General features: G+C 52.7%; 18 protein-coding genes. All 18 read right to left on the minus strand.

Translation table 11 applies throughout. The features are described from left to right. Window position 1: 1 nt before the first annotated feature. The 18 genes from ACSZLD_RS15950 to metG all read right to left on the minus strand — a co-directional run bounded on the left by ACSZLD_RS15950 (window position 2) and on the right by metG (window position 20,741). Complete coding sequence (locus ACSZLD_RS15950; RefSeq protein ID WP_377910366.1) at window positions 2–262, minus strand: RNA-binding S4 domain-containing protein; 261 nt, start codon at window positions 260–262, stop codon at window positions 2–4. After that, window positions 259–1,731 carry a bifunctional methyltransferase/pyrophosphohydrolase YabN gene (gene yabN, locus ACSZLD_RS15955; protein WP_444685766.1) on the minus strand — a complete coding sequence of 491 codons (1,473 nt, stop codon included), beginning with the start codon at window positions 1,729–1,731 and terminating at the stop codon, window positions 259–261. Before yabN ends, ACSZLD_RS15950 begins: the two co-directional genes overlap by 4 nt. Beyond that, window positions 1,728–3,284: an oligosaccharide flippase family protein gene (locus ACSZLD_RS15960; RefSeq protein ID WP_444685767.1), complete on the minus strand. Its 1,557-nt coding sequence runs from the start codon at window positions 3,282–3,284 to the stop codon at window positions 1,728–1,730. Before ACSZLD_RS15960 ends, yabN begins: the two co-directional genes overlap by 4 nt. 36 nt (window positions 3,285–3,320) lie before the next feature. Further along, on the minus strand, window positions 3,321–6,863 hold the full coding sequence (gene mfd, locus ACSZLD_RS15965) for a transcription-repair coupling factor (protein WP_377910363.1): 3,543 nt from the start codon (window positions 6,861–6,863) through the stop codon (window positions 3,321–3,323). Between the two features lie 120 nt (window positions 6,864–6,983). After that, entirely contained in the window at window positions 6,984–7,541 is a 558-nt protein-coding gene (gene pth, locus ACSZLD_RS15970) for an aminoacyl-tRNA hydrolase (RefSeq protein ID WP_377910386.1), read from the minus strand. Between the two features lie 203 nt (window positions 7,542–7,744). Further along, window positions 7,745–8,392, minus strand: coding sequence for a 50S ribosomal protein L25/general stress protein Ctc (locus ACSZLD_RS15975; protein WP_377910362.1), 648 nt, complete (start codon window positions 8,390–8,392; stop codon window positions 7,745–7,747). 93 nt (window positions 8,393–8,485) lie between these two features. Beyond that, window positions 8,486–9,436 (minus strand): ribose-phosphate diphosphokinase, encoded by a 951-nt coding sequence (locus ACSZLD_RS15980; protein ID WP_377910361.1) that lies wholly within the window; start codon window positions 9,434–9,436, stop codon window positions 8,486–8,488. A gap of 33 nt (window positions 9,437–9,469) precedes the next feature. Next, entirely contained in the window at window positions 9,470–10,831 is a 1,362-nt protein-coding gene (gene glmU / locus ACSZLD_RS15985) for a bifunctional UDP-N-acetylglucosamine diphosphorylase/glucosamine-1-phosphate N-acetyltransferase GlmU (RefSeq protein WP_444685768.1), read from the minus strand. Window positions 10,832–10,977: 146 nt separating this feature from the next. Then, window positions 10,978–11,268 carry a septation regulator SpoVG gene (gene spoVG, locus ACSZLD_RS15990; protein WP_377910359.1) on the minus strand — a complete coding sequence of 97 codons (291 nt, stop codon included), beginning with the start codon at window positions 11,266–11,268 and terminating at the stop codon, window positions 10,978–10,980. Between the two features lie 747 nt (window positions 11,269–12,015). Next, a complete protein-coding gene (purR, locus tag ACSZLD_RS15995; protein ID WP_377910358.1) occupies window positions 12,016–12,834 on the minus strand; it encodes a pur operon repressor in 819 nt (272 codons plus the stop codon). A gap of 73 nt (window positions 12,835–12,907) precedes the next feature. Then, window positions 12,908–13,777: a 4-(cytidine 5'-diphospho)-2-C-methyl-D-erythritol kinase gene (gene ispE, locus ACSZLD_RS16000; protein WP_444685769.1), complete on the minus strand. Its 870-nt coding sequence runs from the start codon at window positions 13,775–13,777 to the stop codon at window positions 12,908–12,910. Window positions 13,778–13,972: 195 nt separating this feature from the next. Next, on the minus strand, window positions 13,973–14,236 hold the full coding sequence (locus ACSZLD_RS16005; protein WP_168009043.1) for a Veg family protein: 264 nt from the start codon (window positions 14,234–14,236) through the stop codon (window positions 13,973–13,975). Between the two features lie 265 nt (window positions 14,237–14,501). Next, entirely contained in the window at window positions 14,502–15,368 is an 867-nt protein-coding gene (gene rsmA, locus ACSZLD_RS16010; protein ID WP_444685778.1) for a 16S rRNA (adenine(1518)-N(6)/adenine(1519)-N(6))-dimethyltransferase RsmA, read from the minus strand. Beyond that, the gene (gene rnmV / locus ACSZLD_RS16015) at window positions 15,368–15,928 is read right to left on the minus strand and encodes a ribonuclease M5 (RefSeq protein ID WP_444685770.1); all 561 of its coding nucleotides are present in this window, start codon (window positions 15,926–15,928) and stop codon (window positions 15,368–15,370) included. Before rnmV ends, rsmA begins: the two co-directional genes overlap by 1 nt. A gap of 186 nt (window positions 15,929–16,114) precedes the next feature. Continuing rightward, a complete protein-coding gene (locus tag ACSZLD_RS16020; protein WP_444685771.1) occupies window positions 16,115–17,530 on the minus strand; it encodes a ubiquitin-like domain-containing protein in 1,416 nt (471 codons plus the stop codon). A gap of 230 nt (window positions 17,531–17,760) precedes the next feature. After that, on the minus strand, window positions 17,761–17,919 hold the full coding sequence (locus ACSZLD_RS16025) for a hypothetical protein (protein WP_444685772.1): 159 nt from the start codon (window positions 17,917–17,919) through the stop codon (window positions 17,761–17,763). Between the two features lie 37 nt (window positions 17,920–17,956). Next, window positions 17,957–18,721: a TatD family hydrolase gene (locus ACSZLD_RS16030; RefSeq protein ID WP_444685773.1), complete on the minus strand. Its 765-nt coding sequence runs from the start codon at window positions 18,719–18,721 to the stop codon at window positions 17,957–17,959. Between the two features lie 22 nt (window positions 18,722–18,743). Next, the gene (gene metG / locus ACSZLD_RS16035) at window positions 18,744–20,741 is read right to left on the minus strand and encodes a methionine--tRNA ligase (protein WP_444685774.1); all 1,998 of its coding nucleotides are present in this window, start codon (window positions 20,739–20,741) and stop codon (window positions 18,744–18,746) included. Window positions 20,742–21,010 lie beyond the last annotated feature (269 nt).

Raw genomic sequence — 21,010 nt, forward strand, 5'->3', positions numbered from 1 at the left:
CTTAATCTTCCACTCTTTCTTCGGATATGACGGTGTAAAAGCTTGCTGCTTCTTCTTTCTTAGCGGTTTCGGCCGTACGCTCCACCTTCAGTGTCACCACTTTCTGGCCGAAGTGTATCACCAGCTCGTCTCCCGGCTTCACCTCCGTACCTGCCTTCGCCGTTACGCCGTTTACTTCCACCCGACCCTGGGAGGCCACCTCTTTTGCCATTGTACGCCGTTTGATGAGCCGTGACACTTTTAAATACTTATCGATTCTCACTCGGATCCCTCTCTTCGTTCGATCTTTTTCGCTTCCTCCCAATATACGTCCAGCTGCTCCAGGTTTTGATCTTCCACGTTCAGGTTTTGTTCTTGAAGCCGCATTTCGATATGACGGAACCTTGATGAAAATTTACGGTTCGTCTGTCGAAGCGCTTCTTCCGGGTCCATGCCATGGTGACGCGCTGCGTTAACAACGGCAAACAGCACATCGCCAAGTTCGCCGGCTGCTGCTTCCATCCGGTTTTCCTGCAGGTCCTGCTTCCATTCGTTCAGCTCTTCCTCCACCTTGGCCCAGACAGGCCCGTCTTCGGTCCAGTCGAAGCCGGCTTTTGCCGCTTTTTTCTGAAGCTTCCAAGCATAGTGCAGAGCAGGTAGCGATGCCGGAATGCCATCTACGAGGGACTTACGGCTTCCATTCTGCTTTTCCGATTTTTTGATTTCTTCCCAGTTCGCGAGTACTTCCTCTGCGTCCGCTGCAGCCGTATTGCCGAATACGTGCGGGTGACGGCGGATCATTTTTTCCGTGACGTGCTCAATGACATCCTGGATATCAAAATAGCCATTGTCCTCGCCGATCTGTGCATGCAGCATCACCTGCAGCAGCACGTCGCCCAGCTCCTCGGCAATATGGTCATCGTCCTGCTCGTCAATCGCTTCAAGCAGCTCATACACTTCCTCGACCGCATAGCGCTTGAGCGATTCGTGCGTCTGCTTGCGGTCCCATGGACAGCCGTCCGGCCCTCTGAGCGTTGCGATGACTTCGCGCAGCGTCTGAAATTCACGGTACAGAATGCTCTCTCTTTCTATCGGCTGCACGTACACAGCCGTTAAATTACTGACAGACACGGCCCGGTCCAGCTCAAACAGCGGCACCGTCACGAGTGACTCTGCTTCAGAACCTGCAGCGGTGACCACCGTTACTGGATAGTCGTCCGGATAGCGTTCCATAAGCGACAGCTTCACTTCGCCGGCGCTCGCGGAGTCAAAGACCTGGCTGATCAACACGTGCTGAGTGACGGCGATGTCCGGCGGATAGAGCGCGGTTCCGTCCAGCAGCTGAAAGCCATCGTTCGGGTCGATCTCAAGCGCCGTAAAGACGGCATCGAGAAAGCTCTGTCCCCCTGCTACCTGTACAGGAATTTCCGGCTGGCGCAGCAGCAGCTGCACCGTTGTTTCTGCTACCATCGGGTGACCGGGCACTGCAAACGTGACCGCTCCTTCTTCACGCGCTTTCTGCATGAGTGTTTCTGCTGTTTCCCGGTACACCTCTTCAAAGCGGTCGTGCTTTTCATACAAGGAATCGAAAGCGTGAAAAACGACTCCCTCCTGCTCCAGCTCCGCAATGATCGGATGGTCAGCCGTACGAATGTACACCTTTTCTTCCCCGAGCAGTTTTTTATACAGGCCGACAGGGAGCTGGTCCAACTCCCCTGCTCCAAGCCCGATGATCGTAATCGACGGTTTCATACGTGATTTCCTCCTTCAGATTGACGCCGGTGCGGAAGCCGGGTTCCCAGCTTCGGGAGCATCTCCCATTCGCGCACCGTAAACACAGACAGTCTCCAAATGATCCCGATATAGAGGACAGCTCCTCCTCCGGACACGAGTGCAAGCTGCACCGATGCTCCGGCTCGGCTTCCAATAGGACCTGAAGCGGCGAACCAGGCAGCCGCTGTCATGATGAGCAGCGCCGCTCCCGTTTTTACAAGCCAGGTTCCTGGTCCAGGACGCAGCACCCCTATCCGGATCAGCGACCGCACAGATGCCGCTGCAAGCAGAACGGCTGCAAGCACCGTTGCCGCTGCGGCGCCCATCGTTCCTGCAACAGGAACGAGCAGCACGTTCAGCACCGCTTTTCCTGCAAGGGCTCCCAGCAGCAGTGCAGCGGCTGTTCCCGCATGATCCGCTGCGTGCAGGAGCGCTGCTGCGGTCATAAAGACCGCTGCCGGCAGAATAGACAGCGCCATGACCTGCAGCACGGCCGTGCCGGATGCGTCGGTAAACATGCTGACATTCAACAGCGGCATCACCGCTGCCATACCGAGTGCAGCGGCTGCGCCAAAGACCGTGCAAAGCTTCAGCGCACTCCCCGCCTCTTCCGACGCCCTGCGCCGGTCGAGCGGCCACGCTTTTGCTACTGCAGGCAGGGCCGCATAGGAAAAGACCGTGATCACCACTGCGCCGAACTGAATCAGCGGCCAGCTTCTGTCATACACACCCTTTTCCTGCGCGGTCTGCAGCCCCTCGGGTAACCGCTGAACGATGGTAAACGCATCGATTAGCTGAAACAAAATGAGCAGCATCGCGCTCGCTGAGACGAACAGTCCTTTTACGAGCAGCTCACGCATCAGCCCCTGCCAGGCAGGCGGAAGCCGGAAGTCCGGGCGTATGCTTTCCTCACGCCGGACGTAAAACCAGAGTGATGCAAGTCCTGCGGCTCCGCCGGCGAACGCTCCAATGCCTGCTGACGCTCCGGCGGTATACACGCTTCCAAGCTGCATCCCCGCCCAAGCCGCCAGCAGAATGACAATCACTCGAATAAACTGTTCAATTACCTGTGACACGGCGGTCGGCAGCGTATTGCTGTCGTGCTGAAAATAACCCCTCGCAGCTGCAGCAAATGGAATCAGCAGAAACGGAAGCCCCATCCACCGGAGCGGCTCGGTCAAAGCCGGATCTCCCATAAGTGCGGCAAGCCATGGCGCTGCGAGCGTCACCGCTCCTCCCAGGAGACCGAACAGCACGATCATAATCGCCGTATAGAACGTCAGCAGCGAACGGATGCCGTCCCGGCTCCCGTTATCGATCAACGCCTTGGCAATGACGAGCGGAAAACCGTATGTTCCGAGCACGAGTACCGCTCCATAAAGCGGATATACTTGCTGGTAGACGTAAAATCCGGTGTCTCCTGTCATGTTTTGATACGGAATTTTATACAGCGCGCTCAGTCCTTTGGCTGCGAGCGCAGCCAGGGACAAATAAGCGGCGCCCTTCGCCCACGATGGCGTCGGATGCGGCATACGGATCGGCTTCCTTCCATGCAAACAGCCGGACGGCTATGCTTTCACTTCTGCATCCCGGCTGACTTCCGGCAGACGGGAAATCACCTGCTCCAGGAGAGAAAGGTAGTCTCCGTCCTCCAGCTTCTTCGTTTTAATTGAAATGACAATGCGATTATTTTCATAGCTGAGGTTCATGCTGCGGGACAGCTTGTTGACGAGCGTGAAAAGCTTTGAGCCGTCGGTCCGGTCTGTTGCTTCTCTGCTCAGCGTCACGCGGCAGGTTTGATTTTTTTCCTGAATCGTTTCAATCCCTTCACGGGCTGCGTACAGCTTAATCCGGGAGATGATGAACAAATAGTCAACTTCCTCCGGATATTCTCCAAAGCGGTCGATCATTTCGTCCTGCAGATCCTGTACTTCCTGAAGCGCTGCCACCGCCCGAAATCGTTTATACATATCGATTTTTTGACGGGAGTCTCCAATGTAGCGCTCCGGAATATAGGCGTCAGCTTTAATATCCAGCTCCAGCTCCGGCGGTGCTTCTTTTTTAGCGGCCTCTTCCTTGCCGTCCATTTCCTCTTTTCGTTCATCGATTGCCTCTTTGAGCATCTGCGAGTACAAATCAAAACCGACGGAGGCAATAAAGCCGTGCTGTTCGGCACCAAGCAGATTGCCCGCTCCTCGAATTGACAAGTCCCGCATGGCAATTTTAAAGCCGGAGCCAAGCTCGGTAAATTCCTTCATGGACTGAAGCCGCTGTTCGGCAATTTCCGTGAGCACTTTATCCCGCTGATGGGTGAAGTACGCGTAGGCGATCCGGTTGGAACGGCCGACGCGACCGCGCAGCTGATAGAGCTGGGACAGGCCCATCCGGTCGGCATTATGGATGAGGAGGGTATTGACATTCGGAATGTCGACGCCGGTTTCGATAATGGTCGTCGTCACAAGAACGTCCGCCTCTCCTTCAAGAAAGTCCATCATCACCGATTCCAGCTCCGTTTCCGTCATGCGGCCGTGTGCGAAGCGGACCGTTGCATCCGGCACCATCATCTGAACCCGGTCGGCCATCGATTCAATATCCTCCACCCGGTTGTAAAGGAAATAGACCTGTCCGCCGCGGGCCAGCTCGCGTTCCATCGCTTCCCGGGCGAGTGCTTCATTGTATTCCACCACGTACGTCTGTACGGGGAAGCGGTTTTCCGGCGGCGTTTCAATGACAGAAAGATCACGAACGCCAAGCATCGACATATGAAGCGTTCGCGGAATCGGCGTCGCCGTCAGCGTCAATACGTCAACGTTCGCCTTCAGCTGCTTGATCTTCTCTTTATGCGTGACGCCGAACCGCTGCTCTTCATCGACGATGAGCAATCCCAGATCGTTGAACTTTACATCTTTGGACAGCAGCCGGTGCGTACCGACTACGATGTCCACCCCTCCAGCCTGTAGCTTCTGCGACGTTTCTTTCAGCTGTTTGCGTGTCCGGAACCGGCTTAACAGCTCGGCGTTTATCGGAAAATCCTGAAACCGCTCGCGGATCGTCTCAAAGTGCTGCTGGGCGAGAATCGTCGTCGGCACAAGAATTGCGACCTGTTTGCCGTCCATGATCGCTTTAAACGCGGCCCGCAGTGCGACCTCTGTCTTGCCGTAGCCGACATCTCCGCAGAGAAGGCGGTCCATTGGCCTCTCCCGCTCCATGTCTGTTTTGATTTCCTCAATCGTACGCAGCTGGTCCTCCGTTTCCTGATACGGAAACGCCGATTCGAATTCACGCTGCTCCGGCCCGTCTGCCGTGAAGGCATATCCTTTGGAATGCTCCCGCTCCGCGTACAGCTTGATCAGGTCGTCCGCAATGTCCTGAACGGAGGAACGGACTTTGCGTTTGACTTTCTTCCATTCGCTTCCGCCGAGTGCGTAAAGCTTCGGATCTTTTTCTTCGGAGCCGACGTATTTCTGCACGAGATCGATCTGCTCTACCGGAACGTAAAGTTTATCGTTGCCCGCATAGGAGATATGCATGTAGTCCTTATGAATATCGCCGACTTCCAGCGTCTCAATGCCGAGGTATTTGCCGATCCCGTGGTTCACGTGTACGACCCAGTCGCCGACCTTCAGCTCCGAATAACTTTTAATTCGTTCAGCGTTGGACATCTTCTGCCGCCGCTTTGGCTTTTTCGGCGTTTTCTTCGTGAAAACTTCTTCTTCCGTAATGATGACAATTTTTTCAAGCGGCATTTCAAAGCCGGCTGTCAGCTGACCTGTCGTAATCCGTGCTTCTCCTTCATGTGGAGGCGTTTCAGGCGGAACGATGGAAGCCTCCATCTCATAGTCTCCCATGACGCGCTTCAGCCGCTCGGCCCGGTCATCAGAGGCGCATGTAAACAGCACCGCATAGCCGTTACTCTTCCAGCGGTCGACTTCGTTTTTCAGCACGTTCATTTGGCCGTGAAACTGCTGCATCGATTTCGTCTGCAGATTAATGTGATCGGCAAGCACAGCGCCTTGAATCTGCCGGGCAAACAGGCTGAAGTACAGCTTCGGAGCGTCTGCTTCCACGACTGCCGACCACGGAACAGACATTGTCAGATTTCGCGGAATCGCTCCATCCGCGAGCATCGCGGTCTGCCAGTCTGCTTCTTCACGGTCGAGCGTATCCATCGTTTCCTGCGCCCGGCCCGGTTCATCAACGACCAGCCTCGTTCCTTCCGGCATATAGTCCAAAATCGTATACGGCTGGTCATAAAGCAGCGACATGTACTTATACAGCGCTTCAAACGGCGTGCGCTGTTTCAGCTTTTCAATTTCGCTGCCGATGTTTTCTGCCAGACGGTTTTTTGCCGACTGCTCCCGGGCAGCGCGGACGCTCGTATCAAGTCGTTCCTGGAGCGCTTCTGCACCGCGCTCATACTCCTCATCGGTCAGCAGTATTTCCCGCGCTGGTCCAATTTGTACGGCAGAGGCCTGTTCAAGCGAGCGCTGGGAGCCGACGTCAAAAAAGCGGAGAGAGTCCACCTCGGTATCGAACAGCTCAATTCGGACCGGATGCGTTTCCGTAAGCGGATAGACATCGATGATTCCTCCGCGCACGCTGAACTCACCCGGCGCGCCGACCATGTCTTCGCGGTGATAGCCGAGTGTTACCAGGCGGGTCATAAATGCTTCCAAGTCCAAATCAGTGCCGGTCTCGACGCGCAGCTGCGCCTCCTTCCACATTTGAGGAGGAGGAAGCAGCCTCCGGACGCCTGCGGCCGGTGTGACAATAATGCCGCGGCGGTTTTCAGCCCAGTGGTTCAGCGCCTCCATGCGCTGGCTCCGCAGCTCCGGACTCGCTACCGCTACTTCAGCTGAAATGAGCTCGTTCACCGGATAAAGGTGTACGTCCTCCTCGTCGACAAACGACAAAAGATCATCGTACAGCTTTTGCGCCTGCAAGAGGTTATGTGCCACGACAAGCTGGGAACCGCCGCTCTGCTCATAGAGAGAGGCCAATACGGCTGCACGTGACGAACCGGTGACTCCCGATACGAGTCTGTCGCCCTCGCTGGAGGTCAGTTTTTGTAAATCTCCTGATGTCTGTAACCGTTCTAGAAAGCCTTTCAACGCGTTCCCCACCTTTTTTCTTCAAGTTCCTGCCGGACGGCTTCAAGAGGGTCAGCCCCTGCGTCCGAACCGGACATCAGAAACCCACCCTCGCCATGCTTTTCTTCTGCTGTGAATGGATCAGTTAAAGCGGTTCATCACCTGAAGAAACGATTCGTCCTTCCATGCGTCCACCGCTTCTGCAGCGCGATTGGCTGCATCCTCCACTTTATGGAGATCCTCCGGCGAAAATCTGCCGAGAACATAGTCCGGCACGGGAATTCCAGGAGACGGACGGCCGATGCCGATGCGAATCCGGTTAAATTCATTGCTGCCGGTATGCTGGATGATCGATTTTAATCCGTTATGGCCGCCGTGGCCGCCCTTTTGTCTCAGGCGGATGCGTCCCGGTTCCAGATCGAGATCATCATAAATCACCAGCACGTTTTCGATTGGTATGTTGTAGTACTGCATAAGCGGTGCGATCGATTCACCGCACAAATTCATGTACGTAAGCGGTTTGAGCAGGAATAATTTCTCCGTACCGTTCCTTTCCACCCCGTACACGCCTTTAAACTTCTGTTCGTTCAGGTCAAGCGACCATTTGTCCTGCAGCCGGTCGATGACGTCAAAGCCGATGTTATGCCGGGTGCGTTCATATTTACGGCCGGGGTTCCCCAGTCCGACGATCAGTTTCATGCTCGTTGCTCCTTCATGCTCTTCCTGGTGTCTGCGCCGGAACAGTTTATCCAACAGCTTCATCCTGTTCCTCCTTCGCGTTCCCTAAAAAAATCCTCCACGGCATCGTGGAGGATATATATGTGTCGAAGCCGGAATCCGGCTGAAAGCAGGCTTCCAGCTTCTCCACGTGCAGGCGTTGTTTTTAGAACCTGTCTTTCGTGTTATTCGCTCTTTTCTTCAGCGTCTTCGGATGCTTCGCCTTCTTCAGCGTCAACAAGCTCCGGCTCTTCATCCACTTCTACTTCCGGCTCTTCCGGCTCTTCGTCCGGAGGCGTGATGGAAACGACAACCTCATCCGGGTCGTTGTTGAATTCGTACTTCTCGCCAGCTGTCAGATCACTGACAGAGAGAGAATCGTTTACTTCCAGCTTCTCCACGTCCACTTCAATCTGGTCCGGGAGCTCCTGTGGAAGCGCACGTACAGACAGCTCATAAACAGCCTGCTGCAGAACACCTCCGTCTTTTACGCCCTGTGCTTCCCCAATGAGGGACACTGGTACGTCTGCATCCATTTCCACGTTCATGTCTGCTGCGTAGAAGTCTACGTGTACGACTTCGTTTTTCAGCGTATCGTACTGCAGGTCATAAATCATGACGTCAGTCTTCGTACCGTCGATGTCCATCTTGAAAACGCCGGTCTTACCTTCCTGACGCATCGTCTTGATGAAGTCGATCGAGTTAACAGAAACTGCTTTGCTTCCGAACTTCTTACCATAAACAACAGCCGGGATGTTTCCCTGCTGACGAATTTTTGTTAGACGGGATCCGCGAAGATCCTCTCTTACCGCGGCTTTCAATACAGTAGCCATCTCAAAATCACCTCAATAGTTTTTTCAGATCCTAAATGCACCTTCCCCAATTATAGAGCAATGAAACGTCTTTTTTCAAGAGGGGATCCGGCATCAGTCAAACAAACGGCTGACAGAACGCTGCTCGTGCACGTGTACAATGGCTTTTCCGATCAGCGGAGCCACTGACAGCTGTTTAATTTTGCTGATTTTCTTTTCATCCGGAAGCGGAATGGAATTCGTAATGACGAGCTCTTCCAGCTGCGAATTCTGAATGCGGTCGATTGCCGGACCGGAGAGCACCGGATGTGTGCTGCATGCGTAAACGGCTTTTGCCCCATTTTCAATCATGGCATTGGCTGCAAGCGTCATCGTGCCGGCCGTATCAATAATGTCGTCGATAATGATCGCCGTCTTGCCTTCAATATTCCCGACAATGTTCATCACTTCAGACATGTTCGGCTTTGGACGGCGCTTATCAATGATCGCAATCGGCGCCTTCAAGCGGTCTGCCATCTTTCTGGCACGTACGACACCGCCGTGGTCCGGTGATACAACCACAATGTCATCAAGCTGTTTGGCTTCGAAATAATCTGCCAGAATCGGCACACCAACGAGCTGGTCCACCGGAATATCGAAAAAGCCTTGAATTTGTGTCGCATGGAGGTCCAGCGTGATAACACGGGTGGCACCTGCTGTTTCAAGCAGATTTGCAACGAGCTTGGCCGTAATCGGTTCTCTGGAACGAGCTTTTCTGTCCTGACGGGCATAGCCGTAGTAAGGCAGCACGACGTTAATCGTTTTTGCCGAGGCGCGCTTCAGTGCATCGATCATGATGAGAAGCTCCATGATGTGTTCGTTGGCCGGTGAGGACGTGGACTGAATAACGTAAATGTCACAGCCGCGGATGCTTTCTTCAATATTAATCTGGATTTCTCCGTCGCTGAAGCGCTGTACAGAGCTTTTTCCTAACGGCACGCCGATTTCTTCCGTGATTTCATATGCCAGGTCCGGATTGGAGCTGAGCGTAAATACCTTTAACTTGTTGTCTGCATACTGAGCCATCCAAATGCCCTCCATTGTTATCTAGTCATCGTCTTACGATTTGCGGGTATAGCCTTCTTTGTTTGTCTGACGCTGACGGGCGATCGCCAGTGAGTCCCCTGGCACATCGTCGGTAATCGTCGATCCTGCTGCGACGTAAGAGCCTTTTCCGACCGTCACCGGCGCAATCAGGTTAGAGTTGCATCCGATAAATGCATCGTCTTCAATCGTCGTCAGATGCTTGTTTTTACCGTCATAATTAACGGTGATCGATCCGCAGCCTACATTAACGCCTGCTCCGATATCCGCATCCCCGAGATAGCTCAGGTGGGAGGCTTTGCTGCCTGTGCCCATACGCATCTTTTTCAGCTCAACGAAATTGCCGACCCGCACCTCATCCTCCAGTGCCGTTTCCGGACGAATATGCGCAAACGGTCCTACTGCCGCTCTGCTGCCGATGCTGCTTCGATGTACGACGGACTGGCGGATCACCGTCTCGTCTGCGATGCGGCTGTCACGGATTTCGGTGTGCGGGCCGATTTCGCAGCCGCTGCCGATTTGTGTATCCCCTTGGAGCATCGTGCCCGGATACAGCACGGTGTCGCTGCCGATCGTCACGTCCGCTCCAATGTAAACGGAATCCGGATCTGTGATCGTTACTCCTTCACGCATCCAATGCTCATTGATCCGCTTCTTCAAGTGCGTTTCCGCCTGACTCAAGGCTACACGGTCGTTGACACCCATCGTTTCATGAAAATCGCTGCTCTGATGGGCGAACACGGGCTCTCCCTGCTCCTGCAGAATCTCAATCACATCCGGCAGGTAGTATTCTCCCTGTGCGTTGTCGTTCCCTACGCGGCGAAGCGTGTCGAACAGCGCTTCATTATCGAAGCAGTACGTGCCGGTGTTAATCTCCTGCACCTGTTTTTCTTCCTCTGAGGCGTCTTTTTGTTCCACAATTTTAACGACTTTGCCTGCACCGTCACGGATCACGCGCCCGTAGCCGGCCGGGTTTTCAGCGTGAGCTGTCAGAATCGTTGCTTTTGCCTGCTTTGATTCATGAGAACCGAGCAGATTTTGAAGCGTTTCTGCTGTTAAAAGCGGCGTGTCGCCGCAGACAACAAGCGTTGTGCCGCTTTTTCCGCCGAGCTGTTCCTCTGCCTGCATAACTGCATGACCGGTACCAAGCTGCTCTGCCTGCAGCACATAATCAGTAACGCTGCCGAGCTGCTCTTTTACCGTATCGGCCCCATGACCGACAACCGTAACCATCTTTTCGAGACCGCACTGCTGTAGCTGGTCGGTCACATGCTGGACCATCGGCTTGCCGCCGACAGGGTGAAGCACTTTGTAAAGACTGGACTTCATTCGCGTGCCTTTTCCGGCGGCCAGAACGACCGCAAATCGATTTGTCATATTAAGTACCCTCCACGGCCAGAATTTCCTCTATGAATATATCTTATATCCGACTTCATTTCAAGCGAACGCGGGCTTTTCGCCCATGCTGAAAAAGCCCGGTACATTCCGCATCCGGACTTTTTGTCTATGTGTCTGTAAAACGACTACGATGTGCCAGCCTCTTCAAACGTTTCTGCGTTTTCACCGGCCTCTTCATAGGCTTTCAATACAGCATGCTGAATTTTTTCCCGGGTTACTGAAGATATAGGATGGGCAATGTCGCGGAACTCCCCGTCCGGAGTGCGCTTACTCGGCATCGCTACAAATTTCCCATTGTTCCCATCAATGACACGGATATCATGTACGACGAATTCCTCATCGAATGTGATTGAGGCAATTGCCAGCATCCGTCCCTCCGTTTGCACCCGGCGGAGCCTGACGTCGGTCACTTCCATGTCTGCCACCACCTTTTCTCTATATTTATAACTGCCTGCTGGTAATACTTCTTTAAGCAGCAGTTGAAATCCTTTTTATTTCATAAAAAAAATTTACATAAAAGAACAAAAGGTAAAAAAAGGCTTCAGCGTCTCCGCTGAAACCTGCAGCCGATTCCGACGTATCCTTTTGCCACGCGGCATGGAAACGACAAAAAACAGGCTGAGCCTGTTTTTCAGAGTGTTGATAACGTCATTTCAGGTGAATCACGTTGCATCTGCCTGTATCTGCGGCCCCTCGCTTTTCGGAGGGAACGGGCTCGGCTTTCCCTCCAGCTGTCGGCCGGATCTTCGCCTCGTTCTGAGCCGAGACCCTTCGATGCCGGCAGCTGGCAGACCGTTTCACGTACCTGGTTCGGACTGCACGATTGGCTTCCATACAGATAGACTATTCCCTATGAGGCGTTTCGATGTTGAATAGGGGGTGTCCGTACTTCTAGAAATCATGATAAATGTAAAAAGCAGTCGCACCTGCCTGACGTGACGTTGTTCTCCAAGAATCTGAGTCGTTTCCCTGATGTGTCCGGCGTGCCCGTGGAAGCCGCGCCATCCTCCCGTGCCTTTCTTCCCTTCATACAGGGTCACCCTGAGAAATATCTGAAGGTCAGCCCACGGCAGGCTAGGTAAGCAGAGAAAAATACAATCAAACGAATAAACATGTAAGTTGAAAGACTTTTTCAACAGCCTAAAAACAGGCTGAGCCTGTTTTTACGAGTCGAATATGCTTCCTTTGCGGACGGTGATTTTCTTTCCTCTTGCATCGACCTTGTCGAGACGTGCGAGGGAAACGTAGTCGTCTACCAGCTTCTCGTGCTCGTGCACCGCTTCCATCAGCACGCCTGCGCCGACCACCTCTGCCTGAAACTCTTCTGCAAGGTCCATCATGCCGCGTATCGTGCCGCCGGCCTTCATAAAGTCATCGATAATCAGCACTCGGCTGCCAGCTTCCAGGCTGCGCTTGGAAAGCGACATCGTCTGTACCCGGTTGGACGATCCGGAAACATAGTTGATGCTCACGAGCGAACCTTCTGTCACCCGCTGCTCATGCCGGACAATGCTGACCGGCGCACGCAGATGGGAAGCCACCGCATAGGCGAGGGGAATCCCTTTCGTCGCCATCGTCATCACCGTATCCACCTGTGCGTTCTCATAGCAGGACGCAAAAATTCGGCCCAGCTTCTGCATCCACTGGGGGTCCCCGATGATGTCCATCATGTATAAATAGCCGCCCGGGAGCAGCCGGGAAGGCTCTTCCAGTCTGCTGCACATCTGCTCCACCGCATGAACGGCTTCGTCGCTTCCTATCAGCGGTATGTAGGTTACGCCGCCGCTCACCCCTGCAGAGGTCGACAGCCTGCCGATCCCTTTTTGTTCAAATACTTCTTTGATAATGCCAATGTCTTCACTGATGGAAGACTTTGCCGCACCATACTTGTCTGAAAAAAACGTCAGTGAAACAGACTGGTGCGGATGCCGCAGCAGATACTCCGTCATATCCACCAGCCGGCCGCTTCGTCGGTACTTCATGCTGCCACCTCCTGTAAAACCCGAATATTCCACCTGTAATATATCATTTTTGTACGGGTTTCACAATATGAACTTACAGTTCGTGGCGCATTCCCATCATCCGGACCACGTAGACATGATCCATAAAGCCTTTTAATCCGTTGTAAAGCCGGTCTGCGCGTGATTCGCTTTTCGCCAGTGCAAACACTGTCGGCCCGCTTCCGCTCATGACCACTCCGTCTGCCCCGTACTGCTGCAGCCGCTCCTTAATGACTTTCACTTCAGGCTCGAGCGAGAAGGTCGCCGGCTCCATGACGTTTTGCAGGCGGCTGCAAATGCCGTAAAAATCCTGCTGCTTAAGAGACTGGATCATGCCCGCTGTGTCCGGGTGAGCCATCGTATGAAGCTTGAGGCGGTTGTAAATATCCTTCGTAGAAACGCCTGCCCGCGGTTTCGCGAGCACGACCCAGCAGGAAGGCGGCGCCGGCAGAAATTCCAGCTTTTCTCCACGGCCTGAAGCGAGCGCTGTGCCGCCATAGACGCAGAAAGGAACATCCGAGCCTATTTCTGCACCGATCTCCGCGAGCTCCTCCATCGAGCAGTTCAGTTCCCAGAGCCGGTTTAATCCGCGCAGTACGGCTGCCGCGTCGGAGCTTCCGCCTGCAAGTCCTGCTGACATCGGAATTTGTTTATTTATGTAGATCTGCACACCTTTCTCCGGGGCATAACGTTCCTGCAGCTTCCTAGCCGCCTGCCACGCATGGTTGGAATCATCGAGCGGCAGATAGCCGTTATTTGATTCGATCCGGATCACCGGGCGGTCGAGACTGGTAAGCTCGATTCTGTCTGCCAGATCGACTGTCGTCATCACCATCTCGACTTCGTGGTAGCCGTCCTCTCGTCTGCGAAGCACATCCAGCGTCAAATTGATCTTTGCCGGTGCCTTCACGGTTAATGTATTCAACGTTCGTCACCTTCTTTAATTAATCATTGATAGGCAGGGAACCCGCCGCTGTACACGTACTGCTTTTGCTATTCTATCATTTACCGACGCGAAAAAGAACCGCCGCTCCACCCGCTGCGATTCCAGACAAAAAGAAAAGCTTACCCAGACGTGATATTCTGGATAAGCTTTTCTTCCGATGCATATGGGTCGTGCTTAAGCCTGTACGCCGTCAAGTTCACTGCCATCCGGAACGGACAGTTTCACTGTTTCGGTCAGTACATCTGTATAGCTGTAGGAAAGCCTCTCGATTGAATACTGCTCTTTATCGAGTTTTACGGTGAATACAGAAGGATAAATTCCTTCCAGCAGGCCGGAACGTTCAATTGTCTTCTTCCGTCCGCCGTTCGCGTGAATCGTAATCTCTTTACCGACATTTGCTTCTAACGACTGTTTGATTTCCGCTAATGTTTTAGCCATCCACGACACCTCACTTAACGTTATTATACCCTAAGTGGTGCCGATAAGTCAAATAAAATTTAAATTATAGCAACGCCAAGCCGGCGTGTCAACGAATAAATTCTGGTTTTCTTTACTTTTTTGGGTCCTTTTCGAGTACCGAATAGACGCGCTGCTAAAAATTCCTGCGCTGCATACCCGCCGCTTTCAAAGACGGTGATCAAGCTGGCAAACGTCAAACAGCCAGCCGGGACTCTCCGGCTGGCGCAAGCGTGCAGATAAAATGTCAAATGCGAAAAAAGGCGCTCGTTAAGGCAGCAAACTCTTTCATCGTCAGTGTTTCAGCCCGGCGCGCTCCATCGATCCCGATCCGCTGCAGTGCGTTGGCGGTTTCCTGCTTGCTGAGCTTTTCCTGAAAGTGCTTAGATAAGTTATTTAAAAGGGTTTTGCGCCGCTGTACAAACGACGCCCGGACAATTTCAAAAAACAGTGCTTCATCCACGACGTCCACCGGCGGCTCTTCCCGCCTTGTCAGTCTCAGGATGGCCGAATCAACGTTTGGAGGCGGCATAAAGACCGTTCGCGGCACCGTAAACACCGTTTCTGTGTGTGCGTAATACTGCGCAGCGATGGATAGAGAGCCGTAAGCCTTTGAGCCTGGAGAAGCAGCAATGCGTTCTGCTACTTCCAGCTGCATCATGACGACCATCACTCTGACTGGAAGTTTTTCTTCCAGCAGCTTCATCAAAATTGGTGTTGTCACGTAATAAGGCAGGTTGGCGATGACCGCAAGATCCTGTCCCGGAGTAAACGCTTCTCCGATCCGCTGATGCAGATCTGCTTTCAGGACGTCTTCGTTCACGACGCTCACGTGCGGATAGGGAGCCATTGTTTCCTTTAAAATCGGCAGCAGCCGCTGATCAATTTCAAAAGCGAGCACGTTTTTCGCTTTCCGTGCCGACTGCTCTGTCAGTGCGCCGATCCCAGGGCCGACTTCAATGACGCCTGTTTCCTCGGTTACGCCGGCAGCATCGACAATGTTCGCGAGTACGTTCGGGTCAATCAGGAAATTCTGTCCGAGGCTTTTTTTGAATCGGAAGCCGTGCCGCTCCAGAATGTCTTTCGTTCGTTTCGGTGTTGCAATATCTTTCATCATGATTGGTCATCCTCCAGCTTTGCCGCCGCATCATAAAATTCGCGGCGGCTGATTTGAAACTGCTCCAGCCGCTTTAACAACTGCTTGCCATTCGCATAGCCAATATGCAGCGCCTCCCCGAGCTTTCGTCTTTTTTCCTTAGCTCCGGGACCGGCAAGCAGACCTGCTTCGTGCAGCTCCAGCCAGCCCGGGCTTTCTTCCCGGATCTCTTCAGGAATGACGGTACGGACCTCCCGCAGCGCTTCCAGCAGCGCCTCTTTGCTGGCATGCTCAATTCCGACCTTTCGTTTCACATGGTCAACAGCTTCTGCTTTTGGCAGAAAGGCATGGCGGCATCCCGGCACCGTCTTGTCGATCATATGACGGATCTTTTCTCCGGGGTAGTCCGGGTCTGTAAAAATAATGATGCCCCGCCGTTTTTGCGCTTCCCGAATACGCGCCATCGTTTCAGACGTCAGACCGGTTCCGCCTGTTTCTATCGTCGTACAGTCCAAAAACCGCTTCAGCCGATGTGTATCGTTTTTGCCCTCTACGACGATAATCTCCTTTATTTGCACGCTAGTCGTCCCCGCTTCCATCACGTTTATCTTTATTCATTCTACACAAATTCGATGCGGACACAAGCACCTTAACCATTTCCAGTCGTTATTTCCCGGGGAATAACCTTCGGACGCACTTATTTTCCTGCACGCAAAAAAAGCTGATCCGCAGGTGGCAGCACCTGCAGGATCAGCCTGTTTTTATCAATCAACAACGCGTACCTGGACACTCTGACGTCCAAAGGAAGTAGCACTGCCACGGTCCGACATGAAAATATCAATTTTATTGCCGTTAATCGCACCGCCGGTATCCGCTGCAGTAAATGTTCCATGGCCTTTCACTTCGACCTTGGAGCCGAGTGGGATAACAGAAGGGTCAACAGCGATCACGTTTGCATTCGGGTTCGCCTTTAAGTCGACTCCGGTCGCCGTCACACCTGAGCATCCATTACAGGAAGCGGTGTAGGCAGTAGCCTGGAAAGACTCCCAGCTGCTGCCGGAACTTTCTGATTCAGAGCTCGAGCTGCTGCTGGAGCTTTCGTTTTCTGAAGAAGAACTGCTGCTCTCAGACGAGGAGCTGCTCGAGGAGGCAGCTTCCGTCCCGCTGGACGAGCTGGCTTCCTCCTGTGAAGACGAGCTCGCTTCTGCTGTTTCTGTCTCGCGCTCAGAGGATGCGGTCGTTTCTTCCGCAGCCGGCTCTTCCTTATCCGTTCTTTCTTCAGAAGCGGAGGAACGGCCCCGCGACACGGTTTCCTGCTCCATCGTTCCGACTGCGATGATGCGGTCACTGCTCTCTTCCACAACTTCTTCTTCAATCAGCTCACGGGAGACTTCTTCTCCGTCTTCTAAAACAACTTCATACGTTTTTTGAAGAGTGCCTCGTTCCCCCTCCTGCTCCACTCGTTCCGTGCCAGCTTCCAGCGAGTCATCGTTTTCACGAACTGTGGCAAAGGATACAGACTCCTCGATCGTTTCCGTAATCATGTCTACTCGCGTAATGGTTACATCTGCATCAGCGGTCAGTGTTTCATCGATGTCCGGCTCCACCTGGTCCATCTCGCCAAGGTCGATATTTTGTTCATCCAGGACATCTTCTACAGTGGCAGCTACCGTCCAGATCTGGGAGGATTCTCCATCATGCACGACCCTTACCGGAAATGCTTCTTCGTAAGCAATAGTCATGCCATCTTCAATTTGCGCATGCAAAGATGGCTCCACTTCATCGTGAGAGGAAACTGCAACGTCCAGCTCTTCCATCAGTTCATCAACGGTATCAACTGTCGTCCACACTTCTTCCTCGCTCCCATCCAGGGATACGTTCACGTGCTGTGCAGGTACATACTCTATAATAAGGCCCTCTTCTACTTCAGCAGAAAGCGGCGGTTCTACGTCATCATGTTTAATCAAATCAATGTCTTGTTCTGCCAGTACATCGCCGACCGTTCCGGCGTGTGTTTCCACCGTAAATGATTCTCCGTCAGCTGATACTGTTACTTCTGTCTTCGTCACATCATAGATGACAACAGAAAGCAGGCAGAGAACAGCAATTATTCCAATGTTTGCGGTGAGGTCCGACTTTCGTACGATATGTACAAAAAACGACTTAATCCTCTCAATCATGGCAAACCCTCCTTCTAAGACGCAGATTATACGCACGCCCTCAAAACGTGTCAAACGAATATCCTAAATAAACGTCATCGAATAGGATAATATCCGCCGTATTACATGAGAAACAGCGCGCCCTGCCTGCAACGAACGTCTTACTTTACAGTTTCGTTACAAATCGCTGAACCGCCGCTCACAGTACGCTTTCATCGATGTTTTCATGTCGCTTACTACGGATGCTTATTTCACGCAAAAGGGGGTGTTTTCTGCGCCCAAACGTCCGTTTCAACTGCCTCAACAAGGTCATTAGTCGCATGTCTAAAGATAACAAAATGATGTGTCTGGTTTTGACCTCGTCCTTCTTTTTCATTTGTTTGTTTTTCCGGACGCCATTTTCCATGCAAAAAAGCCGCCTCTTGAAGAAGGGGCGGCCCGGATGTGCTACAGGCGAAACAATGTTTCGGCATTTTTCGTTGTTTGTGCTGCAAGCTCTTCATAGGTGATACCACGCAGCTCGGCAAGCTGTTCGGCAACAAGCCTCACATAAGCCGGTTCATTTCGCTTGCCGCGGTACGGATGCGGTGCAAGATAAGGAGCGTCGGTTTCGATCAGAAGCCGGTCGTCCGGAACGATTTTTGCGACTTCCTTTGGCAGCTTCGCGTTTTTAAACGTAACCGGTCCCCCGAATGAAATGTAAAAATTCATGTCGAGACATGCTTTTGCCATCTCCTCATCACCCTGAAAGCAGTGCATGATACCGCCTGCTTCCGCTGCCTCTTCTTCCCGCAAAATAGCCGTGATATCCTCGTGCGCTTCGCGGTCATGAATAATGAGTGGCAGCTTCACTTTCTTTGCAAGTGCGATCTGTTTTCGAAATGCTTCTTTCTGTACATCATGCGGAGACTTGTCCCAGTGATAATCAAGACCCGTTTCCCCGACTGCGACAACTTTCGGATGCCTGGTCAGCTCTTCCAGCCAGGCAAGCTTGTCATCATCGAAATCAACAGCGTCTACCGGGTGCCATCCGACAGCCGCATACAGAAATGGATACGTTTCAATCAGCTCCATAGCGAGATTGATGGTTTTTGTATCAAAGCCGACAACGACCATTTTATTTATGCCAGCTTCCTGCGCCCGCCGAATGACGTCATCCACGTCATCAGCGAACTGATCCGCATTCAGATGCACGTGCGTATCGATCAGCATGATGGACCTCCTTCCTTTCTGTCTATTTAACCTGAGCACCGTTAGGGAGTGATTCTGCTACGGTCGCAAGCGTCAATGATTTGTCGTGAGAGCCGGCAAGGATCATTCCCTGGGACAATTCGCCTCTCAGCTTCACCGGCTTCAGGTTCGTCACACAGATCACTTTGCGCCCGATTAAATCATCCGGCTCGTAGTATTTGGCAATGCCGGAGACGACCTGGCGCTTCTCGTAGCCGAGGTCGAGCTGAATTTTTAACAGCTTATCCGCTTTCTTCACCTTTTCTGCTCCGATCACCTCTGCGACGCGCAGATCCACCTTCGAGAAATCATCGATCGTGATTTCTTCTGATTCAGGAGCTTCCGGCAGTTCTTCCTCCTTCGGCTCGTCAGCTGCTTTCACCGTGCCGCCCATCATCTCCACGATTGCTTTGACCTCCTCGTCAAAATCAAGACGCGGGAACATCGGCTCTCCTTTTTCAATGATACGAACACCCTGCTTCAGACGTCCCGGCGTCCGCAGCGTATCCCACTCCATCAGCTCCTCTGGAATCGCAAGCTGGCGCCGGATGTTTTCCGGTGTTTTCGTCAGGAACGGGCGCAGCATGATGGAAATCTGGCGGATCGATTCTGTCAGGTGATGAAGAACGGAACCGAGCTGCTCGTTTGCCGTTTCGTCTTTGGCAAGAATCCACGGCTGTGTTTCGTCGATATATTTATTCGTGCGGCTGATCAGCTGTCCAACTGCTGTCAGTGCAACAGAAAACTGCATGTCTTCCATTGCATCCTCTACTTTATCTACCGTAGCGTCAATAAGCTCGACAAGCGGTGCATCAAAGGACGTCGCATCCTTCACATAAGCAGGCAGTTCTCCATCAAAATATTTGTTGATCATGGCAATCGTTCGGTTAACGAGATTGCCGAGGTCATTCGCCAAATCATAGTTAATCCGGTCTACAAATGCCTCCGGTGTAAAGACGCCGTCAGATCCGAACGGCACTTCGCGCAGCAGGTAGTAGCGGACAGCGTCCAGACCGTAACGGTCAATCAGCGGCACCGGATCGACGACGTTACCTTTTGATTTGGACATTTTCCCGTCCTTCATCAGCAGCCAGCCGTGACCAAACACTTTTTTCGGAAGCGGCAGGTCGAGTGCCATCAGCATAATCGGCCAATAAATCGTATGGAAGCGGACAATTTCTTTCCCGACTAAATGCACATCCGCCGGCCAATGGGACTGGTAGAGGCTGTCATCGTCTGTTCCATAGCCGAGCGCCGTAATATAGTTGGATAGCGCATCAATCCATACGTAAACAACGTGCTCTGGATTGCTCTTTACGCTCACACCCCAGTCGAACGACGTTCGGGATACAGCGAGATCTTCCAGTCCAGGCTTGATGAAATTGTTGATCATCTCATTTTTACGAGATTCCGGCTGAATAAACTCAGGATTTTCTTCATAGTATTTCAACAGCCGGTCCGCATACTTGCTCATCCGGAAGAAATATGACTCCTCCCGCACTTTCTCTACCGGATGGCCGCTGTCCGGACTTTTTCCGCCAACGATATTTCCAGCTTCATCGTATTCTTTATCCTCGAGCTGCAGCTCCGTGTAAAATGTCTCGTCTGAGATGGAATACCAGCCCTCATACTCATCCAGATAAATATCGCCTTTTTCCAGCAGACGCTCGAAAATATCTGCTACTACTTTTTTGTGGCGCTCTTCTGTCGTTCGGATGAAGTCATCGTAAGAAATGTCCAGCTTGCCCCACAGGTCGCGAATATCTTTCACGATCCCGTCGACAAATTCCTGCGGAGTTACTCCGGCTTCCGCTGCTTTTGTTTCGATTTTCTGACCATGCTCATCTGTTCCGGTTAAATACCGAACGTCATAGCCGCGCAGCCGTTTATAGCGGGCCATCGCATCACCGGCCACCGTCGTATAAGCATGTCCGATATGCAGCTTTGCACTCGGATAGTAAATTGGTGTTGTAATATAAAATGTCTTCTTTTGATCTGTCATGGTGACAGTCTCCTCCTTCAATCATGTTTCGCTGCAGGCATACTAAAAAGCCCCCGCCCCACATACTGGGACGAGAGCATAAGCCCACGCGGTACCACCCGGTTTCACCGGATTTAATCCGGTCTCGGTCGAACTGCGGCTGGCAGTTCTGCTGCGTAACGTGCAGCGGACGTGCAGGCCTTACGCTTAAACGCTCGACCATACAGCCTCTCCCAGGACCATGTTCAAAAGACCTTCCGCACCGGTTCTCAGCTTCCCCGGCTCTCTGC

Origin of the sequence: Alkalicoccus luteus (assembly GCF_052061695.1) — a bacterium.
GTDB classification, from domain to species: domain Bacteria; phylum Bacillota; class Bacilli; order Bacillales; family Salisediminibacteriaceae; genus Alkalicoccus; species Alkalicoccus luteus.